Origin of the sequence: Agromyces seonyuensis (assembly GCF_009789225.1) — a bacterium.
Classification (GTDB): Bacteria; Actinomycetota; Actinomycetes; order Actinomycetales; family Microbacteriaceae; genus Agromyces; species Agromyces seonyuensis.
The window spans coordinates 1-25,561 of record NZ_WSTA01000022.1 but is presented as its reverse complement, the minus strand read 5'-3'; the positions used below and the strand labels follow the sequence as shown (position 1 = coordinate 25,561).

Sequence of the window (25,561 nt, the reverse complement as noted above, 5' to 3'; positions counted from 1 at the left end):
GAGGCGGAGTTCGCGGCGAGGGCCGGGAGTCGGGGGTGTCCGCGCGTCAGCCGAGCGGGCGCGCGGCCGGGGCGAGCAGTTCGGCGAGGATGTCGACGAGGGCGGTCCGCGCCTCGGCGTCGCCGTCCTCGGGCTCGAGGGTGCCGCCGAGGATCGTGCGGCCGGCGACGAGGGTGTACGCGGCCCCGGCGAGCGCGACGCCGAAGCGCAGCTGCTCGGCGATCGACGCGTCCTCGGAGCAGATCTCGAGCGCGAGCCGCGCGATGACGGCCATCGCCCGGTCGACCACGGGGACGTCCGCGAGCGACTGGCCCTGGTTGACGATGAGGACGACCTCGAGCCGGTGGGCGAAGAGGTAGTCGACGAAGCGCTCGACGAACTCGCGCGGGTCGACGCCGGCGCCGCGCCGCGGGAAGGTGTCGACCAGAGCGGCCAGGTCGTCGACCGCGGCGGAGAGGGCCGCGTTCAGGAGCCCCTCCTTCGAGCCGAAGTGGTAGAGCACGTTGGATTTCGCGTAGCCGGCGCGATCGGCGATCTGCTGCAGGCTCGTCGCGTGGTAGCCGTCGACGGCGAACTGCTCGAGCGCGACGACGAGCAGTTCGGCGCGGGCTTGGGCGCGCGGGGCGGCATCCGTGTCGGAGGGCATGCTCGGACGCTAGTTGACCGATCGGTCAGCCCCTGTCCGATCGGTCAGATTCCCGGGATGCTCCCAGGCACGTGTCACCGGGCGGTAGCGTTACTGGTATGCGCAAGTACCTGTTCTCCGGAGCCGTGCTCAGCGCGATCTTCAGCGGCATCGGCATCGTGCGATCGACGGTCTCCGGACCGCGAGACTGGCGGCTCCTGCTGACCTGGGTCGCGTGGGCCGCGAGCCTCGCCGTCGCGATCGGCACCGTCGCGGAAGACAGCCGAGCGCAGTTGCCCGCCGGCGACGACGACTGACCCGAGTCCCGCCGCCCGACGACGTCGCCCGACGTCGCAGAACCGGCATCCGGAGCCCGACCCGGATGCCCGCACCGCCGCCCTGACCGGCCTGCACCGCCCGAACCCCAGCACCGCCCTCCCGAACGCTCCCCCAGCACGAAAGCCCCACCATGTTCCGCCGATTCCGCCGCAGGAAGCCCGTCGCCCTCGCCCCCGTCGCCCCGCCGGTCGAACCCGCACCGGCCCCGATCGCCGACCTGACCGGGGAGCAGATCTTCGATCAGCTCTATGCGCGCCTCCAGCGCTTCGTCGGCGTCGGCGGCGAGTGGACGCTCGTGCGCCGCGGCGAGGGCGACACCGACTCGATCTTCCAGACGATGGTGACGCACCAGATCGCCGCCGAGCTCACCCGCGGGGTCCTCGTCGAGCGCGACCTCGCCGCCGAGCCCGTCGGCGTCGAGCCCATCGCCATGAGCTGGATCCCCGCGCCGCTCATGCTGTGGGCCGAGCCGGCCGCCGAGTCGACGATCGAAACCTCGCTGCTCGAGGCCTCGCTGGTCGAGACCTCGCTGGTCGAGGCCTCGCTGGTCGAGTAGGCGCTCCAGCGCCGTATCGAGACCTCGCAAGCCGACTCACCGGGCCCCCATGCGCGTCGCTACTCGACCGAACGGACCCGGTCCAAAATCGGACCCCCGATTTTGGAGCGCGACGGCCGCGCGGCACCCCCGCGGTTTCCTAGCGTTGCCTCCATGCCTCGGATCACCGCCCGCGACCTCGCCCTCATCGCCGCCTTCGCGGCGCTCATCGCCGCGCTCACGATGCCCGGTGCCCTCGAACTGCCGGGCGGCGTGCCCATCACCCTCCAGACCCTCGGCGTCATGCTCGCCGGGGCGATCCTCGGCGCCCGCAACGGCGCGCTCGCCGTCACGGTCTACGTCGTCCTCGGCCTCATCGGCCTGCCGATCCTCGCCGGGGCGACCGGCGGCCTCGGGGTGCTCGTCGGCCCGACGGGCGGCTTCCTCGTCGGGTTCATCCCCGGCGCCCTCGTCATCGGCTGGCTGACCCAGCGCCTCCTGCCGAAGTACCGGCTGCTGCCGGCCCTCGCCGCGACCGCCGCGGGCGGCATCCTCGTCGTCTACCTCGTCGGCGTGCCGTGGTTCCTCGCCGTGACGGGCATGCCGCTCGGGGGCGCGCTCGGCCTCGCGGTGCTGCCGTTCCTCCCGGGCGACGTCATCAAGGTCGTCGTGACGGTGCTCGTCGCCGCAGCGGTGCACCGCGCCCGCCCCGGCTTCCTCGCCGCGAAGCCGTGGCCGTGGGCGGCCCGCCGTGCCGCTGCCGTCGCCGCGGTGCCCGTCGCCGCCGCGACCCTGGATGCCGCCCCCGCGGCGGCGGACGAGGCCGGCTCGCACTGATGGCACGACTCCGTTTCGAGGGCGTCGGCGTGCGCTTCGGCGACGCCCGCGTCCTCGACGGGATCGACCTCGACCTGACCGAACGGCGCATCGGCGTCGTCGGTGCGAACGGCTCGGGCAAGTCCACGCTCGCGCGCCTGATCAACGGGCTCGTCTCCCCGACGAGCGGCCGCCTGCTCGTCGACGACCTCGACGTCGCCCGCGAGGGCCGTGCGGTGCGGCGTCGGGTCGGCTTCGTCTTCACGAACCCCGACAGCCAGATCGTCATGCCGACCGTGCGGGAGGACGTCGCGTTCACCCTGCGCCCGCGGAAGCTGCCGAAGGCCGAGACCTCGGCGCGCGTCGACGCGGTGCTGGACCGCCTCGGCATCGCGCACCTCGCCGACCGGCCCGCCCACCACCTCTCCGGCGGCCAGAAGCAGCTGCTCGCCCTCGCGGCGGTGCTCGTCGGCGAGCCCGACGTGCTCGTCGCCGACGAGCCGACGACCCTCCTCGACGCCCGCAACGCCCGCGAGATCGCGGCCCGCTTCGCCGAACTCCCGCAGCAGGTGCTGCTCGTCACGCACCAGCTCGGCCTCGTCGCCGACTTCGACCGAGTGCTCGTCGTCGACGCCGGCCGCATCGTCGCCGACGACGAGCCCGGCCCGGCGCTCGCGTTCTACGAGCGGCTGCTCGACGCCGAGGATGCCGCATCGGGCGGCCGGCCGTGATCGGCGGCGTCGCGGCCGGCCCCGGCCGCATCCCGGCCCTCGTCAAGCTCGGCGTGCTCGCGGTGTTCGTCTCCTCGCTCGTCGCGCTGCACTCCCCCGTCGCCCTCGCGATCGCCCTCGCCGGGGTGCTCGCGCTCGCGGGCATCCTCATCGCCCTGCGCCGGTTCGGGTGGCGCGCCTTCGCCGCCCAGCTCGGCCCCGTGCTCTGGCTCGTCGTGCCGGCCGCGGCGCTCAACGCGTGGCTCGCCGGCCCCGAGGCGGCGGCCGTGCTCGCGCTGCGCGTGCTGGCCGCGGTCGGTGCAGCCGGCATCTTCACCCTCTCGACGCCCGTGCCCGAGCTGCTGGACGCCATCGGCAGCCTCCTGCGGCCGTTCCGGCGCTGGGTCGACGCCGACCGTGTGGGACTCGTCCTCGCCCTCACCATCCGCTCCGTGCCGCTCGTCGCGGGCCTCGTCGGGGCCGTCCGTGAGGCCCGGAAGGCCCGCGGCGTCGAACGATCGCTGCGGGCGCTCGCAGTGCCCGTCGTGCTCCGCACGATCCAGACGGCGGAGGAGCTCGGCGAGGCGCTCATCGCCCGCGGTGCCGACGACGGACCGTCCGAGGAGCGCGTTAGCCTGGGCCGGTGACCGACTCCCCCTGGCTGGACTCCGTCCACGCCGACGACCTCGCACTCGCCCTCGAACTCGCCGGTCTCGCCGACGCCGTCTCCCTCGGACGCTTCCGGGCGGTCGACCTCGCGATCGAGACGAAGCCCGACCGCACCCCCGTCACGGAGGCCGACCTCGCGGTCGAGCGGGCGATTCGCGAACGGCTCGCGAACGAGCGTCCCGCCGACGGCGTGCTCGGCGAGGAGTTCGGCATCGCCGGCTCGGCCACCCGGCAGTGGATCATCGACCCCATCGACGGCACCGCGAACTTCCTGCGCGGCATCCCCGTCTGGTCGACCCTCATCGCCCTCGCCGTCGACGGCGTGCCCGTCGTCGGCGTCGTCACGGCACCCGCGATGGGCCGGCGCTGGTGGGCCGCCGCGGGCTCGGGGGCGTGGACGCTCGCCTCCGCCGCCGAATCGGGCGCCGCCGCGGGCGAGGATGCCTCGCTCCCGCGCCGCATCGCCGTCTCGAAGGTCGCCGCGCTCGAGGATGCCTGGCTGAGCTTCCAGTCCCTCGGCCAGTGGCGCGATGCCGGCTACCTCGACCGGCTGCTGCGCCTCGGCGAGCGGGTCTGGCGCGACCGCGCCTTCGGCGACATGTGGTCGTACATGCTCGTCGCCGAGGGGCTCATCGACGTCACGGGCGAGTTCGACGTCAAGCCCTACGACCTCGCCGCGGTCATCCCGATCGTCGAGGAGGCCGGCGGCCGCTTCACCTCCGTCACCGGCGAGCCCGGCCCGTGGTCGGGCAACTCGCTCGCCACCAACGGCCACCTGCACGACGAGGTGCTCGACCTGCTCGCCGACTGACAGGGCCGCGCGGCCGCACCGCGTCGGCCCTCGGCCGCGCGCTGCGCGGTACGCGCTGCCCTGCGTCGCGCAGTGTCTCGGTGTGCGCGCGGTGAGCCTCGTACCCGCCCGCGCCTCCCGGCTGCTCCGCCCGGCTGCACCGTCCGAAGCCCCCGCACTGCCCCGAACAGCCTGAACCGCCCGTACCGCCCGCAACACCCCTGGAGGACCCGCCCGATGATGGGGATCAGCCACGCGACGAGCGGCGCCGCCGCCTGGGTCGCCGTCACCGCCGCCGTGCCGATCGCGACCGGCTGGTACCCGCTCGACCCGCTCGCCGTCGTGATCGGGTCGTTCGTCTGCGCGGGCGCCGCCCTGCTGCCCGACGCCGACCATCATTCCGGCACGATCGCCTACTCGGTGCCGGTGCTCGGCAAGCTCGCCACCCGCACGATCGGCGCGCTCACGGGCGGCCACCGGAAGGGAGCGCACACGCCGACCGCGGTGCTCGTCGCCGTGCTGCTCGCCCTGCTCCTCGGACTCATCGTCCTGCCGACCGAGGACTACGGCGACCTCGCCGTCGGCGCCGCGATGGGCGCCGCCGCCCTCATCGCGTTCGGCCTGAAGGCGCGCGATTTCGTGCGCAACTGGCCGGCGGCGTGGTTCGTCGGCGGCGCCGCGGGCGCGGCGGTCATGTTCGCCGCGCCCGAGCAGTTCGGCTGGTTCCCCCTCGCCGTGGGCATCGGCTACGGCGTGCATCTCGCGGGCGACTTCCTGACGACCGGCGGCCTGCCCGGCGCCCTCTGGCCCTGGCTGCCGAAGCCGCCGGAGCGTTGGAAGGACACCCCCGTCCTGAACGACCTGTGGCTGCCGAGCGGCTACCTCGCGCTGCCGGTGCTCGGCGACACCGGATCCTTCCGCGAGAAGCTCCTGACGACCGCACTCGCGGCCTACACGGTCGTCGTGCTCCTCGTCGCGCTCGCGCAGCTCCTCGGCATTCCCGTGCCCGGCGTCGACCCCGTCGGCGGCTGAGTCGAGGACGGCACCCGATCGACCGATGACGCCCCCCCTGCGGCATCGATCAGGAATCGAGAAGCGGCGCGGCGACGCCCCGTCGTAGCCTGACGAACGTAGCCCGGGAGACCGCCCGGAACCGGAAGGAGCAGGACCATGACCGACACCCGCGACACCAAGACCGGATTCAGCGACGAGGAGCGCGCGGCGATGCAGCAGCGCGCCGACGAGCTGCGCACGACGAAGGGACTGAAGGGCGCCGCGAAGCTCGCGAAGGAGCTCGAGGCCTGCGTCGAGGCGATCGACTCGCTGGACGGCGTCGACAAGGAGGCTGCGGTGCTGCTCAATCGCATCGTCGCCGAGGAAGCCCCCGACCTCGCACCGAAGACGTTCTACGGCTTCCCGGCGTACGCGAGCGACGGCAAGGTCGTCGTCTTCTACCAGCCGGCCTCGAAGTTCAAGACGCGCTACGGCACGTTCACCTTCGACGAGCCCGCCGCCCTGGACGACGGCGACATGTGGGCCGTGTCCTTCGCCGTCCTCGCGGTGACCGACGGCGTCGAGTCGCGGCTCCGCGAACTCGTCAAGCGCGCCGTCTCCTGATCGGTCGCCGTCCGCCGACGCGACGCATGCCGCAGTCGGCGCCGGCCGTCAGTCGCGAGCGCGCTCCTCGAGCGCGGCGAGGAGCCCCGACTCGTCGGCGTCGGCGAGACCGGCGCGATCCCGCAGCGCGGAGGGTTCGAGGGACTCCCGGTGCGCGAGCGCGTCGCGCAGCGTGTCCACGAGCGGACGCAGTTCCAGTCCTCCGGCGAGCGCCCGGTCGATCGACCGGGCGTTCATCCCGTACCAGTCCCGGTCGACCAGCCAGAGCGGCAGCGAGCGCGGTCCGGCCCATTCCGCGACGCCGTGCTCCTGCAACCAGGCCTCCGGCGCCGGGATCGGCAGCGCGTCGGAGCCCGCGGCGACCCGTGCCGCGGCGAGGTGCGCGGGGAACGCCTCGGGACGTCCCTGCGCGTTGCAGACGCCGCTCAGGCCGTCCTCGATCGCCCGCAGCATCCAGGCGACGAGGTCGCGCACGTCGAGCACCGCCGTTGGCAGGTCGGGGGCGTCGGGCACGAGGATGCGGCCCTGCTCCGCCGGGTGGGCGAATCGCCAGGGCCAGTAGTCGGTGCGCCCGCTCGGATCGCCGGGCCCGCCGAGGAGCCCCGGCCGCACGATGAACGAGCGCTCGCGCCCGAACGCGCCGAGCACCGCGGCCTCGCAGGCCGCCTTGGCGCTGCCGTAGTCCTCCGGCGACGCCATCCGGTCGGCGACGAGCGCCGGCAGCAGCGCCGCGTCCTCGTCGGCGCCGAGTTCGGCCTGCGAGGCGTACGCGCTGCACGAGGAGACGAACACGAAGCGCCCGGCGACGGGTTCGAGGTCGCGCACCGCGCGGCGCACCTGTCCGGGCTGGCGGGCGACGTCGACTACGGCATCCCATCGCTCGCGGGAGACGGCGGCCAGAGCGTCGTCCTGCTCGCGATCGGCACCCACGAAACGGGTGCCAGCGGGGACCTCGCCCGCCTCGCCGCGAGCGACGCACGTCACCTCGTGCCCGCGTTCCAGCGCGCCTGCCGCGATCAGTCCGCCGAGCCACGCCGTTCCACCGAGCACCAGGATCCTCATGCACTCACCGTGCCAGGCGTCACCGCCGCGCGCTGCCGGTTCCGCCGACAGCAGACCGGGCGACGATCGCCGGGCGCGGCGAGGCGGCCGCCGAATGCCGACCGGGGAACGACGAAGGCCCCGCAGCTTCCGCTGCGGGGCCTTCCGTGGTGCACCCCCAGGGACTTGAACCCTGAACCCACTGATTAAGAGTCAGTTGCTCTGCCGATTGAGCTAGAGGTGCATGGTTTCTTCTCGGCTTTGCAGCCGTTCCGAACCGAGAGACAACATTAGCAGCCGCGCTGCCGTTTGACCAATCGAGGGCCGAAGCCCCGGAATTCCGGGCGTGTCGCGGCCGTGTTCGACTGCGCTCCCGGCGGTCGGACGACGTCGGGCCGCTCCGCGTGGGCGGAGCGGCCCGACGGGCGACTCGCGTGCGATGCCGGCTGAGTGGTGGAGATGGGGGGAATTGAACCCCCGTCCATCGCTGTGGTCATGCGTCTTCTCCGGGCGCATCCTGTGCAAGCGTTCTGCTCGGCCCCGACCTTTGCCACAGGCACCTAAGTCGACAGGCCCAGTCTGAAAAAGTCCCTCGCACCGCTCAGACGACGGTACGAAGCAAGATCCCTAAATGACGCCGGGAACCGAGACGGGATCGCGCTCGGGCCGACGGACTATCGGACTCGCTTAGGCAGCGAGGGCGAAGTCGGACTGCTTCTTATTGGCAGTTATTTGTTCCCGGGGAGCGTTCACGAGATAACCCCGGATCCTCGGCCCGCTTCCCGCAGTCGCGCAGACGATGTCGAAACCGATCATCCCCATGCGTCGCCTGCCGGCGAGCCGTCATCGCACACTGTTGAGTTGCCAACCCGCACCCTCTCGGACGCGGCCTTTCAGACTACAACGGAACGCGCTCGATCGCCATTCCCGACCAGTTTCGGCAGCCCTGCGCGACGGCTGCCGGTGCGAGCGTTGTTCACACATCGGAAACCAAACCGCCGATCGCCGTACGTACCGTCAGGACATGGGAATCGGATCGGGATCGGTGCGGGTCGACCCGTTCATCGGCACGGGCGTCACGGCGCTGCCGCCGCAGACCGGGCTCGCCGCGACGTGGTGGTGGCCGAAGCCCCAGGTCGGCAACACCCACCCCGGTGCGACCTATCCGCTCGGCATGGTCTCGGCCTGCGCGTACTCGGGCGCCTACCCCACCGGCTACGGCCGATTCGATCTCTCCACCGAGGGCGTGCCCCCGACGATCCACGACGAGAACGTCGCGAGCGGCTTCACCCACTTCCAGCAGTCCGGCACGGGCGCGATCCGCAAGTACTACAACTACTTCCGCGTCACGCCGATGCTCGAACCCCTCGACGTGCTCGGTCGCTCGTGGGAGCTCGACGACGAGGTCGCCGAGCCCGGCTACTACGCGGCATCCCTCGATTCGGGCGTGCGCGCCGAGCTCACCGTCGGCCCGAAGTCGGCCGTGCACCGCTACACCTTCCCCGAGCACAAGAACGCCCGCATCGTCATCGACTTCTCCCTCGGCGGGCTCTCCATCCCCTTCGGCTCGACGATCCCGCTGCGCGCCCACCTCGAGTCGGTCGGCCCCGGCGTCGCGCAGGGCGAGATCACCGTCGAGGGGGCCTCGCTCGCGGTCTACATCGAGTGCGCGGGGGCGGATGACTGGCGCCAGATGCTCTGGTACGACCGGCGGCTCATGCCGGGCGGCACGCGGCTCGACTTCGACCACATCCGGCCGACGACCCTGCGGCCCTTCGGCCTCATGTGGGCGGGCTCCTCCCCCGCGGGCAAGCAGGTCGAGCTCCGCATGGGCTTCTCGCTGCGCGGTGTCGAGCAGGCCCGCGCGAACCTCCTCCGCGACCTCGCGGGCGGCGCCTTCGACGATCGGGCCGCCGCGACCGCCAAGGTCTGGAAGAAGCAGCTGAAGGCCGTGCGCGTCGAGACCGACGACGAAGACCGGCGCACGGTCTTCCAGACGGCTCTGTACCACTCGCTCATCAAGCCGTGCCTCGCCAACGACGAGAGCCCGTTCTGGCCGACCCGCGGCCCCTTCGTCTTCGACCTCTCGACGATGTGGGACATCTACAAGACCCAGCTGCCGCTCCTCGCGGCGATCGCGCCGGAGCAGGCCGTCGAGCTCGCCAATGCGCTCCTCACGATCTGCGAGGAGGAGGGCAACTTCCCGATCGGCTATCGCATGGCGCGGGGCTCCGACCGCTTCTCGCGGCAGGGTTCGGCGCTCGCGCACACGTTCCTCGCCGACCTCTGCCAGGCGGGCGTGACGGGCATCGACTGGGAGGGCGCGCTCGTGCACATGCACAACGACCTCCGCCGCACGTACGGCGAGGACTTCCTGCTGCACGGCTTCGCCGAGCCGATCAGCCACACCCTCGACCTCGCGTTCGGCTACTGGTGCACGGCGAAGGTGGCCCGGCACGTCGGCGACCTCGCCCTCGCGCGCGAGTTCGAGGCGCTCGCCGGCAACTGGGTGCACGCGTTCGACCCGGCGACCGGGCTGCTGCGCGACTCGACCTTCTACGAGGGCACGAAGCACAACTACAGCTTCCGGCTGCTGCACGACATGGCGGGCCGCATCGAGCTCGCGGGCGGCGACGACGCCTTCGTCGGGATGCTCGACCGCTTCTTCGGGTACGGCGCGGAGCCCGTCCGCCAGCCCGGCGTCGCGCCGTCGGCTGCGGAGCTCGCCGAGGGCTACGCGCTGGGGCGCTTCGAGGGGCTCAACAACGAGCCCGACATGGAGGCGCCCTGGGCGTACCACTTCGCCGGCCGGCCGGACCGCACCGCCGAGGTCGTGCACGCCGCCGTCCACCAGCAGTTCGGCCTCGGGCCGGGCGGCCTGCCCGGCAACGACGACTCCGGCGGCCTGTCGTCGTGGTACGTCTGGGCCTGCCTCGGGCTGTTCCCCGTGGCCGGGCAGCAGCTCTTCCTGCTCAGCCCGCCGGCGTTCGCCACGTCCGAACTCCGCTTCGGCGGCGCGACCCTGCGCATCGATACCACCGGCTTCGAGGAGCCGGTCCCGGGCGGCGGAGTGCAGTACATTCAGTCCGTCTTCCTGAACGGCGAGCGCATCGACCGTTCCTGGTTGCCCGGGGAGGAGCTCCGCCGCGGCGGCCGCCTCCTCGTCGAGCTCGGCCCCGAGCCGAGCGACTGGGGACGGGAGGGTCGACCGCCGTCGGCCTCCACGTCCGCCGATTCCACCCCGCCTCCCCCGCGGAGCTGAACCACCACGCGAAGGAGACCGCCATGAGCGCACCACGCAACCGACTCGTCATCGTCAACCGAGCCGACCCCGTCATCTGCGGGCACTCGGTCGAAGGCCGCAACCTCGCGGAGGCCGCGCTGCAGCGCGGCTTCGACGAGGTGCGCATCGTGACCTGGCCCATCGAACGCCTCGAGACCAGCGGCCTGCCGTTGAAGCCCCTCGACCACCTCCTGCCCTACAGCGAGGGCATCTTCGTCGAGCGGCCGGAACCGGTCGGCGATTACAAGGTGCCGGACGGCCGCTACACCGCGGGCATCGTCGGACGGCTCGTCGAGCTCTTCACCGACGGCGTGCCGACGGTGTGCCTCTCGCTCTACCTCAGCCCCCACACGACGGCAGTCGCCGAGGCCGTGCGCACGGCGTGGGCCACGGGCCTGCCGGTCAACGTCACGACGATCGCCGAGGCCGTCGGATCCGACGTCACGAACGTCGTGAAGTCCTGTCTCGACGCCGATCGGTTCGGCGCCGCCGCCCACGTGCTCTCGAGCTACCTCTCGCAGGACCACTGCGTCGCCGTGAGCGAGTACACGCGGCAGCTCATCGTCGAGGCCGCGGCCGAGATCGACGTGCGGCACGGCACGGCGTTCGCGGAGCAGGCGGAGCGGCGCATCCGCGTCTCCTACCCCGCGATCGACACCTCCCAGTACCTCGGTCTCGCGGACGAGGACATCGAGGAGACGCTCGCCGCCCGCGGGCTCGTGCGCGACGGCTACGTGCTCTTCCTCTCGCGCCTCCAGAACGCGAAGGGCGTCGACGACCTCATCGTCGGGTTCGAGCGCTCGAAGGCCCACGAGGGACTCCAGCTGGTCATCGCCGGTCGCGGCCCCGAGGCCGACAACCTCCGGGCGCAGGCGGCCGCCTCCCCCGTCGCCGACCGCATCCGCTTCCTCGACGACGTCGACGACGCCGAGAAGCCGAAGCTCATGGCCGGATGCGCCGTCTACGCACTCCCGACGAAGCCGAAGCCCGAGTTCGTCGAGACCTTCGGCATCGCCCTCGCTGAGAAGATGCTCGCGGGCGGCGGCCCGGTCATCACGACCCTCGCCGGCGGCGTCGGCGAGGCCGTCGGCGACCACGCGATGATCGTGCCCGTCGGCGACCCCGACGCGATCGCCGCGGCGATCGACGAGGCCGTGCTCGGGATGCCCCGCGCGGAGCGCGAGCGGCGGGCGGTGGCGGCCCGCGAGTGGGCGCTCCAGTTCGATCGGCTCAACGTCTTCGACCGGCTCTTCGACGGGGTGCTGCCCGAGCGGGCGGTGACGAGCGGCTGACGAGCACCGCCCGGGGGTAGGGTGCACGCATGCCAGATCCCCGCGAGGTCCTGATCAGCGTCGACGGTCGCGCGCACGGGCGTCGGCCGCCGACGCAGGGCACGGTGTCGGTGATCGTGTCGGTCGATGGACCGGACCGCGAACCGGCCGTCGAGGCGGCGCTGCGCACCCACGGCGCGCTCGCGGCGGAACTCCGGTCACTGGCGGTCGTCGCCGACTCGCCGCTCATCCGCTGGTCGGCCGAGAACGTCGTGGTGACGGCCGACCGCCCCTGGAACCGCGACGGCGAGCGGCTCGCGCTCGTGTATCGGGCTTCGGCCTCGCTGTCGGCGACGTTCTCCGACTTCGGCGCGCTCGGCGAGTGGCTCGCACGGGCCGTCGTCCTCGACGGCGTGAACGTCGGCGGCGTGGACTGGGCGCTGGACGAGCGCGCGTACGCCGAGCTCGTCGAGGAGGTGCGCCGGGGCGCGGTCGCCGACGCGGTCGCGAAGGCGCGGGTCTACGCCGACGCGCTGGAGCTCGACTCGGTCATGCCGGTGGAGCTCTCGGAGGACCCGCACGCGGGAGCCGTGCCGATGCGGCTGGCGTCCGCGATGGCCGTCGGTTCCGGCGACGGCGGAACCGTGCCGACCCTCGAACCGGCCGACGTCGACGTGGAGGCCCGCGTCGAACTGCGCTTCCGCGCCCGCTGAGCGTTCCGGTTCGGCCGATCCGCCCGCGCCGCCGATTCCGCCCGCGCTGCCCCCTATTCGACGAGCACGTCGCGCAGCCGGGCGAACTCCGCCTCGGCGAGGCCGTGCGCGAGCAGCCAGTCGCGCACCGAGCCGTGCTCGGCCTCGACCAGCGCGATCGCGGACTCGATCGCCTCGGGCGGGCTGCCGCCCATGAGGGTGCGCAGCGCGGGGCTGTCGGGCACGCCGCGCTCGCCGATGCGGGCGACCATGGTGTCGAGCCAGGTGCCCGCGAGGTTCTCCTCGGAGATCGCGTAGTCCTCGACGACCAGCGTGTGCGGCACGCCGACCGCGAGCAGCGACATCGCGACGACGACGCCCGTGCGGTCCTTGCCGGCGGTGCAGTGCACGAGCGTCGCCCGCCCGCCGCCGTCCGCGACTCGGCGCACGCCCTCGACGACGAGACCGGCGTGCTTCGTGACCATGCGGGCGTAGAGCGCCTCGAGCGTGATGATGCCGGCGCCCTGCTGCGAAGCGCCGGAGCCCTCGAAGATCGGCAGCTTCACCTCGTCGAGGCCGAGGCCGGCGACGTCGTCGGGCATGAGGTCGACCTCGTAGCCGTCGCGGAGGTCGACGACGGTACCGACGCCGAGTCCGGCGAGCTCGGCGCGGCCGTCCTCGCCGAGCGAGTGCAGCCCGTCGGAGCGGAAGAGCACGCCCGCGCGGATGCGGCCGCCCTCGGCGTCGTAGCCGCCCGGGTCGCGGAAGTTCACCGTGCCGGGCACGGGGATGCGACGCGCGCGGCTCACCGGCTCACTCCCCGAGGTGGCGGCGGCTCGAGATCGCGCGGTCGGCCTCGCGCTTGTCCTGCTTCTCGCGGAGCGCCTGGCGCTTGTCGTACTCGCGCTTGCCCTTGGCGACGGCGAGCTCGACCTTGGCGCGGCCCTCGCTGAAGTAGATCTGCAGCGGGATGAGGGTGTAGCCGCCGTCCTTGGTGCGGTGGCTGATCTTCACGATCTCCTGGCGGTGCAGGAGCAGCTTGCGCTTGCGGCGCGGCGCGTGGTTGTTCCACGTGCCCTCGGTGTACTCGGGGATGTGCACCGCGTCGAGCCACATCTCGCCGCGCTCGTCGATGAAGGCGTAGCCGTCGACGAGCGACGCGCGCCCCTCGCGCAGCGACTTCACCTCGGTGCCGGTGAGCACCATGCCCGCCTCGTAGGTGTCCTCGATGAGGTAGTCGTGACGCGCCTTGCGGTTGGTCGCGACGACCTTCGATCCGCGTTCCTTCGGCACGGCGCGCTCCTTCTGCATCCGATGATCATGGCGATCGCCCGGCCAGGCCGGGCGAGCCGTTCAGTCTACCCGACGCGCGCGGGCACCTCGCCCCGCGGCCCGAAGGCGTCCGGGCGGCTCAGACGCGCAGGTAGCGGGCGATCGCGATCGCGGCCGAGATGCCGGCGAGCACGATGCCGACGGCGACGAGGAGCGGCACGACGAGCAGCGCATCCGAGAGATCGACGAAGCTCGTGAGCGCCAGGCGTTCGGCGAGGTAGCCCTGCACGAAGAACTGCACGACGCCGACGACCGCGGCTCCCGCGAGCAGCGAGCCGAGCAGCGCCGCGAACACGCCCTCGAGGATGAACGGCGTCTGGATGAACCGGTTCGAGGCGCCGACGAGCCGCATGATCGCGAGCTCCTTGCGCCGCGAGTACGCCGAGAGCCGGATGGTCGTCGCGATGAGCAGCACGGCGGCGACGAGCATGACGGCCGCGATGGCGACGGCCGTGTAGCTCGAGGCGTTGAGCACCGAGAAGATCTGGTCGAGGTAGCGCTGCTGGTCGACGACGGACTCGACGCCCGCCTGCCCGGCGAACGCCTCGACGAGCACGTCGGACTCCGACGGGTCGGTCAGGCGCACCCAGAACGTCTCGTTGAGCACGTCCGGCGTGACGTACTCGGCGGCGGGCGTGCCGGCGAACTGGTCCTGGAACTTCTCGTAGGCCGCGTCGTGGTCCTCGAAGTAGTACTCGTCGACGTACGGGGCGAGCGTGTCCGACTCGAGGATGCCCTCGACGGCGGCGCGCTGCTCCTCCGTCACCTCGCCGGCCTCGCAGCCGACGACCTGCGAGTAGTCGGTACAGAGGTAGACGGCGACCTGCGCGCGGTCGTACCAGTACGTCTTCATGGCGTCGATCTGCAGCTGCAGCAGCGCGGCGGTGCCGACGAAGGTCAGCGAGACGAACGTGACGAGCACGACGGCGACGACCATCGAGACGTTGCGGCGGAGGCCTCCGGCGGCCTCCTGGAGGACCAGGGCGAATCTCATCGGGTGGGACCGACTTCCTGCTCGTCGTCGCCGGGTTTCGAGCCGCCCGGCGCGCGCAGGCCGAGCCGTTCGGCGAGCGTCAGGTGCTCGGGCAGTTCGGGCACGGCCTCGGCGGCTGCGGGGATGGCGGGCGTGGCGCCCGTCGACGGATGCTGGATCGGCACGGCCGCGGTCGCCGCCTGCGTGATGCGGGCGGCCTCCTCGGTGACGTCGTCGGTGGCCTCCGGCTCGACGTAGAGCGGCGGCGCTTCACGGAGGTCGATCGCCTCGACCTTCGGTGCGGCCGCGGCGGGAACGGGGACGGGGATCGCGGCGACGGGGATCTCGCCGGTCGCGACCGACTCGACCGCGGCCGTCGACTCCTCGTCGACCTCGGCCTCCTCGTCGGGGTCCGGCACGGCGGCCTCGGCCGACTCGTCGCCCGCGATCGCGGCGGCGGAGAGCGCGTCGACGGCGTCCGGGTGGTACCCGGCGTGCGCCTCGTCGCGCACGACCTCGCCCGCGGAGAGCTCGATGACGCGGCGGCGCATCTCGTTGACGATGCCGGCCTCGTGGGTGGCCATGACGATCGTCGTGCCGCCCTCGTTGATGCGGGCGAGCAGGGCCATGATGCCCGCGCTCGTGACGGGGTCGAGGTTGCCCGTGGGCTCGTCGGCGAGCAGGATCGCGGGCTTGTTGACGATCGCGCGCGCGATGGCCACGCGCTGCTGCTCGCCGCCGGAGAGCTCGCCCGGCATCCGCTTCTCCTTGCCTTCGAGCCCGACGAGCTTCAGCGTCTCGGGTACCGCGGACCGGATGAACCCCCGCGACTTGCCGATGACGCGCAGCGAGAACGCGACGTTGTCGTAGACCGTCTTGCCCTGCAGCAGCCGGAAGTCCTGGAAGACCACGCCGATCGCGCGCCGGAAGTACGGCACCTTGCGGCTCGACACCTTCGCGAGCTCCTGGCCCAGCACGAAGACCTCGCCCGTCGTGGGCCGCTCCTCCTTGAGGATGAGCCGGAGGAAGCTGGACTTGCCCGAGCCCGAGGCGCCGACGAGGAAGACGAACTCTCCGCGGCGGATCTCGACGTCCACCCCGTCGAGGGCCGGAAGTTTCTGGCCGGGGTAGGACTTGGAGACGGACTCGAAGCGGATCATCGCGTTCGAGGATATGCAGGTGTCGCGCATTCGTCACGACCGACGCGCGACGGTGCCGGAAGCCCCGAGAGTTCATCGGCGATTCGCCGGGCGCTGCTATGTTCCGGCCATGAATCCGCCGGATGCCGCACCCGCACGGTAGCCGCGGGCCGCGGGTCCGACGCCGCACGAAACGTCGCACCGGCCCGCGAGGAAGTGCCGACCGGCGCTTAGCTCGCTTCGGCCTGCTGCTGCTTGCGCCAGCGGATGCCCGCGGCGATGAGGCCGTCGAGGTCGCCGTCGAAGACGACGGCCGGGTTGCCGACCTCGTAACCGGTGCGCAGGTCCTTGACGAGCTGCTGTCCGTAGAGGAAGTAGGAGCGCATCTGGTCGCCCCAGCTCGCGGTGATGGTGCCGGCGAGCTCCTTCTTCTTCGCCGCTTCCTCTTCCTTCTTCAGGAGCAGGAGTCGCGTCTGGAGGACGCGCATGGCGGCCGCGCGGTTCTGGATCTGCGACTTCTCGTTCTGCATCGAGACGACGATGCCCGACGGGATGTGCGTGAGGCGCACGGCGGAGTCGGTCGTGTTGACCGACTGGCCGCCGGGGCCGGAGGAGCGGAACACGTCGACGCGGATGTCGTTCTCGGGGATGTCGACCTCGACGGCCTCCTCCATCACCGGGATGACCTCGACCGCGGCGAACGAGGTCTGGCGCTTGTCGGCGGAGCCGAAGGGGCTGATGCGCGCGAGGCGGTGCGTGCCGGCCTCGACCGAGAGCGTGCCGTAGGCGTAGGGCACGTCGACCTCGAACGTGGCCGACTTGATGCCGGCGCCCTCCGCGTAGGAGGTGTCCATGACCTTGACGGGGTACTTGTGGCGCTCGGCCCAGCGCAGGTACATGCGCATGAGCATCTCGGCGAAGTCGGTGGCGTCGTCGCCGCCGGCGCCGGAGCGGATGGTGACGACCGCGCCCCGCGGGTCGTACTCGCCGTCGAGGAGCGTCTGCACCTCGAGCTGGCCGATGGTCTCGGTGAGGGCGGCGAGCTCGGTGCGCGCCTCCTCCGCGGAGTCCTCGTCGTCCATCTCGAGCGCGAGCTCGACGAGCACGTCGAGGTCGTCGAGACGGGACTCCACGTCCAGGACGCGCTTGAGGTCGGCCTGGTGGTGGCTGAGGGCGCTCGTGACCTTCTGGGCGGCCGCGGGGTCGTCCCACAGGTCTGGCGCACCGGCCTGCTCGCTGAGCTCCGCGATCTCGCGCTCGAGCTTGTCGACGTCGACGACGGCGCGGATGTCGTTGAAAGTGGATCGCAGTTCGGCGAGTTCGCCGGAGATGTCCAGATTGATCATGGCGTCCTCCAGCCTACCGGGGCGGGCCGTGACCGCGCTGTGCGCGGCGTCCGGCGCCTCAGCGCACGAGCGCCCACCAGATCAGCAGCATCGTGACGAGGAAGCCGACGGCGTAGTTGATGGCGATGAACGCCCGCCAGCCGCGGTTCGCGCGGCCGGAGTCGGCGTCGCTCACGCTCCGGTACGGCCAGACCGCGACGAGGTAGGGCAGCACGAGGAGCGCGGCGAGCGGCCCGGGCCACTCGGTGGCGAGCATGAGGATGCCCGCCGCGATCCAGCATCCGATCGCGAAGCGCACCGTGGCGCGCGCCCCGAGCACCGTCGCGATGGAGCCGATGCCCGCCCCGCGGTCGGGTTCGACGTCCTGCACGGCGCCGAACGCGTGGGCGGCGACGCCCCAGAGGAAGAAGGCCGACAACAGGGCGACGAGCGGCCACGTCGGGCTCGCCCCGGCGAGCGCGAGGCCCACGACGGCGGGGCCGACGAAGTGGATGCTCGAGGAGACGGAGTCGAGGAACGGGCGCTCCTTGAAGCGGAGGCCGGGCGCCGAGTAGGCGACGACGTCGAAGCACACGACGGCGAGCGCGATCCAGGCGGCCGGGCCGCCCACCGCGACCAGGAACACGAGGAACGGCAGGCAGACGAGCGCCGAGATCCAGAGCACCGCGCGGTGCCGGCTCGGGTCGAGCAGTGCGCCCTCGACGCCGCCCTTGCGCGGGTTGGCGAGGTCGGAGGCGTAGTCGAAGACGTCGTTGATGCCGTACATCGCAAGGTTGTAGGGCACGAGGAAGAACACGGTGCCGACGACGAGCACGGCGTCGATGCGTCCGGTCGTCAGCAGGTAGGCGGCCGCGAACGGGAAGGCCGTGTTGATCCAGCTGATCGGCCGGCTGCTGATGAGCAGGGCGGCCGCGAGCGAGGGCCGGTGGGCGGCGAGCGCGGTCATCCTCGCTCCCCCGATGCGCTCTCGGCGACGTCGACGGCGACGGCGGGGGCGCGGCGCCGCAGCAGGTCGAACACGGCCGGCAGCAGCAGCACCCCGGCGATCGGGTAGAGGAAGTCCTCGATCGGCGCGAGCCAGAGGCGCAGCCCGGTGACGGCCTCGGGCCGGTAGTCGGTGAGCGCCGCGGCGACCATGAGGGAGTCGAAGACGGTCGTGAGCACGACGAGCGCGAGCGCGGCGAGGAGGATCGCGGTCGCGCGACGGCGGCGGCGCGCGGCATCCTCGGGTCGCAGGCGCCGGTCGCGCCACCGCTCGAGCGCGAAGACGATCGCGGCGATCGCGAGGAACGGCAGCGAGATGAGGATGCCCGTCATCGTCGGGCCTCCTGCGCGACGGGCTCGGTCGCGGCGCGGTGCCGGGGGGTCCGCCCGCCGAGGGCGAGCAGACGTTCGGCGCCCGCGACGGCGAGGAGGCAGAGGTAGCAGAGCCCGACGAGGAACCCGATCTCCTCGAGGGGGAACTCGGGTGCGAGCCGGATGCCCGAGAGGTACGCGCTGTCGCCGATGCCGAAGACGCCGGCGAGGATGCCCGCGACGTCCCAGAGCACGAAGAACACGGTGCCGATCGCGATCGTCGCGATGGCCGCGACCGGATGCGGCGGCACGACGAGCCGGAACCGCACGTCGATGAGGGCGAAGCACGCGATGACGACGAGCAGGCACGCGAGGTAGAGGAAGCTCACCGCGCCACCCCATCGCCTCGGACGCCGGCCGGTTCCTGCTCCCGCACCGCCGCGGCCTCGGGCGAGAACGCCGGCACCGGCAGCGGCGCGGTCAGGGGTTCGGCCGAGGTGTCGCCGCGCAGCGATTTCACGACGAGCTCGGCGCTGATGAGGCACATCGGCAGCCCGATGCCCGGCACGGCGTCGCCGCCCGCGAACAGCAGGCCGTCGACGCGCCGGGAGGCGGTGCGGCCGCGGAAGAACGCACTCTGCGCGAGCGTGTGCGCGGGGCCGAGGGCGCTGCCGTCGGTCGAGCCGAAGTCGCGCTCGAAGTCGGCCGGTCCGATCGTGCGGCGCAGCACCACCCGTTCGGCGAGGTCCGGGATGCCGGCCCACTCCGCGATCTGGGCGATCGCCCGGTCGGCGACCGCCTCGACGGCGGGGTCGCCGTCGCCGTCGCGACCGCCCGCCCCGATCGACGGGTCGGCCGGCACGGGGACGAGCACGAACAGGTTCTCGTGCCCCTCCGGCGCGACGGACGGGTCGGTCGCGCTCGGCTTGCAGATGTAGAGGGAGGCCGGATCCGGAACCGCCGTGGGGGCGTCGAAGATCCGCCGGAACCCGGCCTCCCAGTCCCGTGCGAACAGCAGCGTGTGGTGCGCCAGCTCGGGCGCACCCCCCTTCACGCCGAGGAGCACCAGGACGGCACCGGGGCCCGAAACCCGGCGCGCTCGGGCCGCCGGGCGGCGCTCGGCCAGCTCCGGCGGCAGCAGTCGTTCGGCGACCAGGTTGAGGTCGCAGGCGGCGACGACGACGTCGGCCGGTTCGACGTGCTCGACGCCGAACACGTCGGCCCAGCGCACGCCGCTCACTCGGGCGCGCACCCCGCGGCGGGCATCCGCCCGGGCATCCGCCATCTCGATCGCGACGGCGCGCGCGCCGGTGCGGATCTTCGCGCCCTCGCGCGTCGCGTGCCGTTCGACGGCCGCGATGACCTCGGCGAAGCCGCCCATGGGGTAGCGCACGCCCTGGTCGAGGTCGAGCGCGCTCATGAGGTGGTACATCGACGGGGCGCGGTACGGCGAGGTGCCGAGGAACACCGCCGGGTAGCCGAGGATCTGGCGCAGGCGCAGGTCGCGGAAGCGCGAGCCGATGAACGAGTCGAGCGGCTGGAAGAGGAGGCGCAGCAGCCGCGGGAGGCGGCGCAGCACCGCGGGGTCGACGAGCGGGCGCAGCGACTCGTGCGTCGACGAGAGGAAGTGGGCGCGCGCGAGCCGTTCGGTCTCGGCGGCGGAATCGAGGTAGTCCGACAGCGCGGCGCCCGCCCCCGGCTCGATCTCCTCGAACACGGCCTCGTTGCGCTCGCGCTCGGCGTGCAGGTCGACCGGCGCCTGCCCCTCGGAGTACACGCGGTAGCCGGGTTCGAGCGTGCGGAGGTCGAGCTCCTCGTCGGCGGACGAACCGAGCAGGCGGAAGAAGTGGTCGAACACCTCGGGCATGAGGTACCACGACGGCCCGGTGTCGAAGCGGAAGCCGTCGGCCGCCCAGCTGCCCGCGCGGCCGCCGACCGTGTCGTTCTGCTCGAGCACCGTGACCTCGTAGCCCTCGCGCGCGAGCAGCGCCGCCGACGCGAGGCCCGAGATGCCGCCGCCGATGACGACGGCGCGCTGGGTGGCGGGTTCGATCATCGCGAGCCTCCCGGTGCGAGTCGGGCCTTGGCGAGCACCGCGACCTTGCCGGCCGCGCCGACGCGGACGCGGCGCTGGAGCAGTTCGTCGGCGCTCGTTCCGCGCAGCCGGTCGGCCAGCGCGGCGAAGAGCCCGTGCGCCGTCGCGACGGCCGTGCGGCTCCCCTTGGGCAGCAACGGGATCGCCGCGGCGGCCGCGGCGAGGTCGGCGTCGATCTCGGCGAGGCACGCGGCCTTGTCGGCTTCGCCGAAGGATGCCTCGGCGGCCGGGCAGGACTCGTCGGCGCTCGGCAGGTAGCGGCGGCCGAGCAGTTCGCGGTCGGCGGCGAGGTCGCGGAGGAAGTTGACCTTCTGGAACGCCGCCCCGAGGCGGATCGCCCCGGATTCGAGGATCTCCCGCGTCGCGGCATCCGGAGCGGCGGGCTTGCGCCCGTCCGCGTCGCGCTCGCCGAGGAAGACGGCGAGGCACATGAGCCCGACGACCTCGGCGGAGCCGTGGATGTACTCGCGGTACTCGGCGTCGGTCGGCGCCTCGAGTTCGAGGTCGGCGCGCATGGAGGCGAAGAACGGCGCGGTGAGCCGTCGGTCGATGCCGTGGGCGCGGGCGGTGACGGCGAACGCGTGCACGATCGGGTTCGTGCTGAAGCCCGTCGCGACGGCTCGGTTCGTCTCCGCCTCGAACTCGTCGAGCCGGCCCCGGATCTCCCAGGGCTCGAGTCCGGCCGCCGCGGCCGCCCCGTCGACGATCTCGTCGGCGACGCGGACCAGTCCGTAGACGTTGCGGATGTGGGGCCGCAGCGGCGGCGCGAGCAGTTTCGTCGCGAGCCCGAACGACGTCGAGTAGCCGGCGATGACGGCGGCCGCGCTCTGCTCGGCGGTGCGCGTGTAGAGGTCGAGGCCCGTCGTGGCGGGCGTCTCGTGCAACTGGATGACGCTCATGCCGCGCGCTCCCCCGCTTCGCGGGCGATGCGCCCGAGGGAGGCGACGAGCTCGCCCGGCAGCTCGCCGTCGCGGAGTCGCTCTCGCGCACCGGCGATGAGGCGGTCGATCCGCTCCTCGACGTGCGTGCGGGCGCCCGAACCTTCGAGGATGCTCCGGGCGCGGGCCGCCTCGACCGGGCCGAAGCCGGGCGTCGCGAGCACGGCATCCAGTTCGTCGCCGGCGTGCTCGCGCGCCCACGCGACGAGCGGCGTCGACTTGCCGCTCGCGAGGTCGGCGAGCGTGCTCTTGCCCGTGGCCCGCTCGTCGCCGAAGACGCCGAGCAGGTCGTCGCGGAGCTGGAACGCCGTGCCGACGTCGCGGCCGTAGTCGGCGAGCGCCGCGACGGCGTCGTGGCCGGCCCCGGCGAGCACGGCCCCGGCGACCAGCGGCGCCTCGAACGTGTAGACGGCCGTCTTCTGCTCGGCCATCCGGAGGGAGGCTGCGAGGGAGGGCATTTCCGCGCCCGTTTCGAAGGCGACGTCGCTCGCCTCCCCCGCAGCCGTCGTGCGGACGCACTCGTCGAGCGCGTCCAGCAGGCGGATGCGTCGGGCCGCATCGAGATCGAGTCGGGCGATGAGATGCTGCGCCCCGTGCAGCAGGAGGTCGCCGGCGAGGATCGCGGCGGCACGGCCCCAGCGCTCGGCGCCCGCCGCGTCGGTGCCCTCGGATGCCTCCTCGGCGAGCCGCCCGACGAGGTTCGGCCGCCCGCGCCGCACGGTGTCGCCGTCGATGACGTCGTCGTGCAGGAGGAAGGCGGTGTGCAGCAGTTCGTAGGCGGCGGCGGTCTCGATCGCGGCCGCCCGGTGCGACGCGCCGCCGCCGAGTCCGTGGAAGGCGGCGAGCACGAGCCGGGGCCGCAGCTTCTTGCCGCCGCGGGTCTCGAGGCGGGCGGCCGCCCAGAGGGAGGTGACGGCGGGACCGGCCGCGCCGGCATGCGGCGTTCGCTCGTCGAACCAGCGCTCGAGCCGGTCGAGCACGGCGACGAGGTCGACCTCGATCGTTTCGGCCGCACCTGTCAGCGTGCGGGGCGCGGGTGCGAGCAGGGTCACGCGCTCACCGCCTCGAGCCGCGCTGCGGTCGGGTCCACGCGGCGCCCGGTGCCGCCGAGGAACGGGAGGAGCTCAGCCTGGAGCACGAGCCACGGGCTGAACGCCCACGGCGTGCGGCGGATCGCCTCGCCGAGCTGCACCGGGTCGGCCCAGACGTGCTCGACGACCTCGGCCGGGTTCGGCACGACGGGGCCGGCTGCGCGGGCGAGGTAGACGGGGCAGACCTCGTGCTCGACGATGCCCGCGGCGTCGACGGCGCGGTAGCGGAAGAGCGGCACGGCGAGCTCGAGGCCGGTGAGCACGAGCCCGAGTTCGTGATCGGCGTGACGGCGCACGGCCGCGGGGATCGGCTCGGCGGGGCGCGGATGCCCGCAGAAGGAGTTCGTCCAGACGCCGGGCCAGGCCTGCTTCTCGAGCGAGCGCCGCGTGACGAGCACGCGCCCCTCGTCGTCGAGCACGTGGCACGAGAAGGCCAGGTGCAGCGGCGTCTCGGCACCGTGGATCTCGGACTTGCGGGCCACCCCGATCGGCTCGCCGTCGGCGTCGAGCAGCACGACCTGGTCGGCTCCGTCATCGTGAAGTTCGTGCATCGCGGACTCCTCGCTTCGTCGTCGCCCGTCCCTCGTTCGGACGGGATCGTGGACATTCACTAACTGAGTGAGATAGCAAGTTAGCATGCATTTTTCGACGCGACTACACTGTCGGACATGGTGGACGAGCGCACTCAATCGCGCCGCGTCGGCGACGCCATGCTCGACCCGAGAGTGATCGATCCGGGCCAGGAGGTCGTCGACTACGCGGCGCTGTCCGACGACGAGATCGCGGAGATCGTGCTGCTCCTGACGGCCATCCGGACCTGGCGCGAGCACGAGCAGCGGCTCATGCTCGAGTCCCGCGACCACATGCAGCTCAACGAGTCCGACATGAAGGCGCTGCGCTTCCTCGTCGCCGCGAAGGGGCAGGGCCGCCTCGTGACCCCCGGCATGATCACCGAGCACCTCGGCATCTCGTCGGCGGCCACCACGAAGCTGCTCGACCGGCTCGAGTACGCCGGCCACATCGCGCGCGCGCCGCACCCGAGCGACCGCCGCGCGCTCGCCATCACGATCACGCAGTCGACCCACGAGCAGGTGCGCGACACCGTCGGCCGCACGCACGCCCGACGCTTCGCCGCGGCCGCCCGCCTCACCTCCGCCGAGCGCGACGTCGTGACGCGCTTCCTCGGCGACCTCTCCGGCATCGAACCCGAGCCCGGCCCGGCCGACGCCCTCACCGGCGCCATTCCGCTGCCCATCCCGGCCGTCCCCCCGACCGCATCGCCCGACTCCCCCGCGACAGGAGGCCCCCGACCGTGAGCGAACCCGAACTCAGCGATCGCGAGATCGCCGAACGCATCCGCGCGCTCGAAGCCGCCGACGGCGGCGGCCGCGACTTCGACGTGCTGAACTCGCAGCTCGCCGAGAGCGAGCGCCGCACCCGCCCGGCCGCGCCGACCGGCTCCGGCCCGCGCGACTACGCGATGCCTCCGGAGGACGACGAGGACGACGACGGCCCGCTGCACCCGTACCGCAGCCAGATGCTCCGCGCCGTCTCGATCGTGGCGATCATCGCCCTCGGCGTCGCAACCCTCGGCACGACCCTCGCGATCCTCTTCGGCTGACTCGGCCTCGGCGACGCCGAGCCGGCGTCAGTGCAGGATGCTCCGCGCCTCCGTCTCGACCTCGAGGTGCGCGGACACGGGGATCCACCCGTTCGTGAACGGCGCGTGCCAGACCGCCGAGAGGCGGATGCGCGCCGACGCGCCGTCGGGCGAGTCCGCCACCACGATCCGCACCGCGTGGAGACCGTGGTCGGCGTCGGCGAGGTAGTCGGCCGCGGCCGCGCGCACGGCGGTGTCGTCGAGGGCGGGCGAGCCTGCACCGTCGACGCCGACGACGAGGTCGGACGCCTCGAACGACTCGGCCGCGGCGAGCGCGGCGCCGTCGGCGAGGGTCAGCAGGCGCTTGCGCTCGAGCTGCAGCGACGTCACCGCGACGACGATGAGCACCAGCACGAGGGCGAGCACCCCGTAGCCGAGCATCAGCGGCAGTGTCGAGCCCGTCTCCTCGTCACGACCGCGGCGGAGGGCAGCCGCGGCGCGGAGCATCCGTGGGCTCATCGGCCGGCTCCGAACCGCGACATCGTCTGCGTCGCCGTGCCCCGTACCGGCACCGCGAGCGCCTGATCGAGGCCGAGCACCGCGGGCACGCCGGCGAGCGGCACCACCGTCTCGACGCTGACGCGGACGCGCGTGCCGGAGGCCCGGCAGTCGCCGTTGCAGTCGAACTCGACGGGCAGCGCCTCGGGATCGAGGCCGGCGTCTGACTTGGCCGCAGGTCCTCGTCGGCTGCGTGATCGTACTCACTGTGCTCACCTGGCCCTTTCGGTCGTCGGCATCATCCAGAAGGGCGCGATCAAGCGCCGCCAGAGGCCGTTGAGCACCAGTTCCAGAGCAACTCGGGCGCGACCTTTCGCGACGCTGTCGACCGCATCGAGGCGAAACCGACGGAGCTCGTAGAGGCTATTTGCGGAAGCGACAAGGCGGTCGACGACCGGCTGACCTCGATAGAGGTTCACACACGCGTAGCTGAGCCTCAGCTCCGCGGAATATCGAGGGCCTTCTTCATGGCGACGACCACACGGCGCCTGGCCTCCTCGAACAACTCCATGTCGCCCCTGTTCTCGAGCGCCTCGGACATCGCCTCGCGAACGGCCGTCGGGCCGACGATGTGGAGCGCCGGGGTCTGCTGCACGGGTAGGTGACATCTGAGTTGGCTTGCCTTCAGGGTGAGCCTGGAAGGATGTTTCCGTGCCCAAGCCTTACCCGTCCGAGTTCCGTGATGACGTCGTGCGCGTCGCCCGTAATCGTGAGTCCGGTGTCACGATCGAGCAGGTCGCGAAGGGCTTCGGGATCCACCCGATGACGCTGCAGGGCTGGCTCCGGCGCGCGGATGTCGAGGAAG

Annotated in this window: 29 protein-coding genes, 1 tRNA gene and 1 other RNA gene; 13 read left to right on the top strand and 18 right to left on the bottom strand. The window is 72.5% G+C overall.

What is annotated here, in order from left to right; genetic code table 11:
• Positions 1 to 46 precede the first annotated feature (46 nt).
• Positions 47 to 646, bottom strand: a complete 600-nt coding sequence (locus tag GB864_RS06830) for a TetR/AcrR family transcriptional regulator (RefSeq protein WP_160423597.1) — start codon at positions 644 to 646, stop codon at positions 47 to 49.
• Positions 647 to 744: 98 nt separating this feature from the next.
• Here GB864_RS06830 and GB864_RS06825 point away from each other — a divergent pair, with 98 nt between their 5' ends.
• The 8 genes from GB864_RS06825 (at position 745) to GB864_RS06790 (ending at position 6,101) form a co-directional block, all read left to right on the top strand.
• Positions 745 to 942 carry a hypothetical protein gene (locus GB864_RS06825; protein WP_160423596.1) on the top strand — a complete coding sequence of 66 codons (198 nt, stop codon included), beginning with the start codon at positions 745 to 747 and terminating at the stop codon, positions 940 to 942.
• Between the two features lie 152 nt (positions 943 to 1,094).
• Positions 1,095 to 1,520 carry a hypothetical protein gene (locus GB864_RS06820; RefSeq protein WP_160423595.1) on the top strand — a complete coding sequence of 142 codons (426 nt, stop codon included), beginning with the start codon at positions 1,095 to 1,097 and terminating at the stop codon, positions 1,518 to 1,520.
• A 153-nt stretch (positions 1,521 to 1,673) separates the two neighbouring features.
• A complete protein-coding gene (locus GB864_RS06815; protein ID WP_160423594.1) occupies positions 1,674 to 2,336 on the top strand; it encodes a biotin transporter BioY in 663 nt (220 codons plus the stop codon).
• Positions 2,336 to 3,046 (top strand): energy-coupling factor ABC transporter ATP-binding protein, encoded by a 711-nt coding sequence (locus GB864_RS06810; protein ID WP_160423593.1) that lies wholly within the window; start codon positions 2,336 to 2,338, stop codon positions 3,044 to 3,046. Before GB864_RS06815 ends, GB864_RS06810 begins: the two co-directional genes overlap by 1 nt.
• Positions 3,043 to 3,672 (top strand): CbiQ family ECF transporter T component, encoded by a 630-nt coding sequence (locus GB864_RS06805; protein WP_160423592.1) that lies wholly within the window; start codon positions 3,043 to 3,045, stop codon positions 3,670 to 3,672. Before GB864_RS06810 ends, GB864_RS06805 begins: the two co-directional genes overlap by 4 nt.
• Positions 3,669 to 4,505, top strand: coding sequence for an inositol monophosphatase family protein (locus GB864_RS06800; protein WP_160423591.1), 837 nt, complete (start codon positions 3,669 to 3,671; stop codon positions 4,503 to 4,505). The genes GB864_RS06805 and GB864_RS06800 overlap by 4 nt, the downstream gene beginning before the upstream one ends.
• Before the next feature lie 216 nt (positions 4,506 to 4,721).
• Positions 4,722 to 5,516 carry a metal-dependent hydrolase gene (locus GB864_RS06795; RefSeq protein WP_160423590.1) on the top strand — a complete coding sequence of 265 codons (795 nt, stop codon included), beginning with the start codon at positions 4,722 to 4,724 and terminating at the stop codon, positions 5,514 to 5,516.
• A gap of 138 nt (positions 5,517 to 5,654) precedes the next feature.
• A complete protein-coding gene (locus tag GB864_RS06790) occupies positions 5,655 to 6,101 on the top strand; it encodes a hypothetical protein (RefSeq protein WP_160423589.1) in 447 nt (148 codons plus the stop codon).
• Between the two features lie 48 nt (positions 6,102 to 6,149).
• On the opposite strand, the gene GB864_RS06785 is transcribed toward GB864_RS06790, so the two are convergent.
• The 3 genes from GB864_RS06785 to ssrA form a co-directional block, all read right to left on the bottom strand.
• Positions 6,150 to 7,151 carry an NAD-dependent epimerase/dehydratase family protein gene (locus GB864_RS06785; protein ID WP_336603901.1) on the bottom strand — a complete coding sequence of 334 codons (1,002 nt, stop codon included), beginning with the start codon at positions 7,149 to 7,151 and terminating at the stop codon, positions 6,150 to 6,152.
• A 159-nt stretch (positions 7,152 to 7,310) separates the two neighbouring features.
• Positions 7,311 to 7,386 (bottom strand) — tRNA-Lys (locus GB864_RS06780).
• Between the two features lie 207 nt (positions 7,387 to 7,593).
• Positions 7,594 to 7,962, bottom strand: a transfer-messenger RNA (tmRNA) gene (gene ssrA, locus GB864_RS06775).
• 204 nt (positions 7,963 to 8,166) lie between these two features.
• On the opposite strand from ssrA, the gene GB864_RS06770 reads away from it, so the two are divergent.
• From GB864_RS06770 to GB864_RS06760, 3 genes are read left to right on the top strand one after another with little or no spacing between them, the layout of a single operon-like run.
• Positions 8,167 to 10,404 carry a glycoside hydrolase domain-containing protein gene (locus tag GB864_RS06770; protein WP_160423587.1) on the top strand — a complete coding sequence of 746 codons (2,238 nt, stop codon included), beginning with the start codon at positions 8,167 to 8,169 and terminating at the stop codon, positions 10,402 to 10,404.
• Positions 10,405 to 10,427: 23 nt separating this feature from the next.
• The gene (locus GB864_RS06765) at positions 10,428 to 11,717 is read left to right on the top strand and encodes a glycosyltransferase family 4 protein (protein WP_160423586.1); all 1,290 of its coding nucleotides are present in this window, start codon (positions 10,428 to 10,430) and stop codon (positions 11,715 to 11,717) included.
• A gap of 29 nt (positions 11,718 to 11,746) precedes the next feature.
• On the top strand, positions 11,747 to 12,409 hold the full coding sequence (locus GB864_RS06760; RefSeq protein WP_160423585.1) for an SIMPL domain-containing protein: 663 nt from the start codon (positions 11,747 to 11,749) through the stop codon (positions 12,407 to 12,409).
• A 53-nt stretch (positions 12,410 to 12,462) separates the two neighbouring features.
• On the opposite strand, the gene GB864_RS06755 is transcribed toward GB864_RS06760, so the two are convergent.
• The 12 genes from GB864_RS06755 to idi all read right to left on the bottom strand — a co-directional run bounded on the left by GB864_RS06755 (position 12,463) and on the right by idi (position 23,149).
• Positions 12,463 to 13,197, bottom strand: a complete 735-nt coding sequence (locus GB864_RS06755; protein ID WP_202107029.1) for a tyrosine-protein phosphatase — start codon at positions 13,195 to 13,197, stop codon at positions 12,463 to 12,465.
• Between the two features lie 4 nt (positions 13,198 to 13,201).
• Positions 13,202 to 13,681 carry an SsrA-binding protein SmpB gene (gene smpB / locus GB864_RS06750; protein WP_160423609.1) on the bottom strand — a complete coding sequence of 160 codons (480 nt, stop codon included), beginning with the start codon at positions 13,679 to 13,681 and terminating at the stop codon, positions 13,202 to 13,204.
• Between the two features lie 118 nt (positions 13,682 to 13,799).
• Positions 13,800 to 14,714, bottom strand: a complete 915-nt coding sequence (ftsX, locus tag GB864_RS06745; RefSeq protein ID WP_160423584.1) for a permease-like cell division protein FtsX — start codon at positions 14,712 to 14,714, stop codon at positions 13,800 to 13,802.
• Entirely contained in the window at positions 14,711 to 15,853 is a 1,143-nt protein-coding gene (gene ftsE, locus GB864_RS06740; protein ID WP_160423583.1) for a cell division ATP-binding protein FtsE, read from the bottom strand. Before ftsE ends, ftsX begins: the two co-directional genes overlap by 4 nt.
• A 209-nt stretch (positions 15,854 to 16,062) precedes the next feature.
• On the bottom strand, positions 16,063 to 17,178 hold the full coding sequence (gene prfB / locus GB864_RS06735; RefSeq protein ID WP_160423582.1) for a peptide chain release factor 2: 1,116 nt from the start codon (positions 17,176 to 17,178) through the stop codon (positions 16,063 to 16,065).
• Positions 17,179 to 17,236: 58 nt separating this feature from the next.
• Positions 17,237 to 18,124, bottom strand: coding sequence for a prenyltransferase (locus GB864_RS06730; RefSeq protein WP_160423581.1), 888 nt, complete (start codon positions 18,122 to 18,124; stop codon positions 17,237 to 17,239).
• Positions 18,121 to 18,495: a lycopene cyclase domain-containing protein gene (locus GB864_RS06725; protein WP_160423580.1), complete on the bottom strand. Its 375-nt coding sequence runs from the start codon at positions 18,493 to 18,495 to the stop codon at positions 18,121 to 18,123. The genes GB864_RS06730 and GB864_RS06725 overlap by 4 nt, the downstream gene beginning before the upstream one ends.
• Positions 18,492 to 18,863, bottom strand: coding sequence for a lycopene cyclase domain-containing protein (locus GB864_RS06720; protein ID WP_160423579.1), 372 nt, complete (start codon positions 18,861 to 18,863; stop codon positions 18,492 to 18,494). The genes GB864_RS06725 and GB864_RS06720 overlap by 4 nt, the downstream gene beginning before the upstream one ends.
• Positions 18,860 to 20,530 (bottom strand): phytoene desaturase family protein, encoded by a 1,671-nt coding sequence (gene crtI, locus GB864_RS06715; RefSeq protein WP_160423578.1) that lies wholly within the window; start codon positions 20,528 to 20,530, stop codon positions 18,860 to 18,862. Before crtI ends, GB864_RS06720 begins: the two co-directional genes overlap by 4 nt.
• Positions 20,527 to 21,468: a phytoene/squalene synthase family protein gene (locus GB864_RS06710; protein WP_160423577.1), complete on the bottom strand. Its 942-nt coding sequence runs from the start codon at positions 21,466 to 21,468 to the stop codon at positions 20,527 to 20,529. Before GB864_RS06710 ends, crtI begins: the two co-directional genes overlap by 4 nt.
• On the bottom strand, positions 21,465 to 22,559 hold the full coding sequence (locus tag GB864_RS06705) for a polyprenyl synthetase family protein (protein ID WP_160423576.1): 1,095 nt from the start codon (positions 22,557 to 22,559) through the stop codon (positions 21,465 to 21,467). Before GB864_RS06705 ends, GB864_RS06710 begins: the two co-directional genes overlap by 4 nt.
• Positions 22,556 to 23,149 (bottom strand): isopentenyl-diphosphate Delta-isomerase, encoded by a 594-nt coding sequence (idi, locus tag GB864_RS06700; protein ID WP_160423575.1) that lies wholly within the window; start codon positions 23,147 to 23,149, stop codon positions 22,556 to 22,558. Before idi ends, GB864_RS06705 begins: the two co-directional genes overlap by 4 nt.
• A gap of 117 nt (positions 23,150 to 23,266) precedes the next feature.
• Between idi and GB864_RS06695 the strand changes: the two genes are divergently transcribed.
• Positions 23,267 to 23,914, top strand: a complete 648-nt coding sequence (locus GB864_RS06695) for a MarR family winged helix-turn-helix transcriptional regulator (protein ID WP_236778941.1) — start codon at positions 23,267 to 23,269, stop codon at positions 23,912 to 23,914.
• Positions 23,911 to 24,219, top strand: coding sequence for a hypothetical protein (locus GB864_RS06690; protein ID WP_160423574.1), 309 nt, complete (start codon positions 23,911 to 23,913; stop codon positions 24,217 to 24,219). Before GB864_RS06695 ends, GB864_RS06690 begins: the two co-directional genes overlap by 4 nt.
• 27 nt (positions 24,220 to 24,246) lie before the next feature.
• Here the strand turns inward: GB864_RS06690 and GB864_RS06685 are convergent, their stop codons facing one another.
• Together GB864_RS06685 and GB864_RS06680 are read right to left on the bottom strand one after the other, a co-directional pair.
• The gene (locus tag GB864_RS06685) at positions 24,247 to 24,705 is read right to left on the bottom strand and encodes a pilus assembly protein TadG-related protein (RefSeq protein WP_160423573.1); all 459 of its coding nucleotides are present in this window, start codon (positions 24,703 to 24,705) and stop codon (positions 24,247 to 24,249) included.
• 487 nt (positions 24,706 to 25,192) lie between these two features.
• Entirely contained in the window at positions 25,193 to 25,351 is a 159-nt protein-coding gene (locus tag GB864_RS06680; RefSeq protein ID WP_160423572.1) for a hypothetical protein, read from the bottom strand.
• Positions 25,352 to 25,561: the final 210 nt, after the last annotated feature.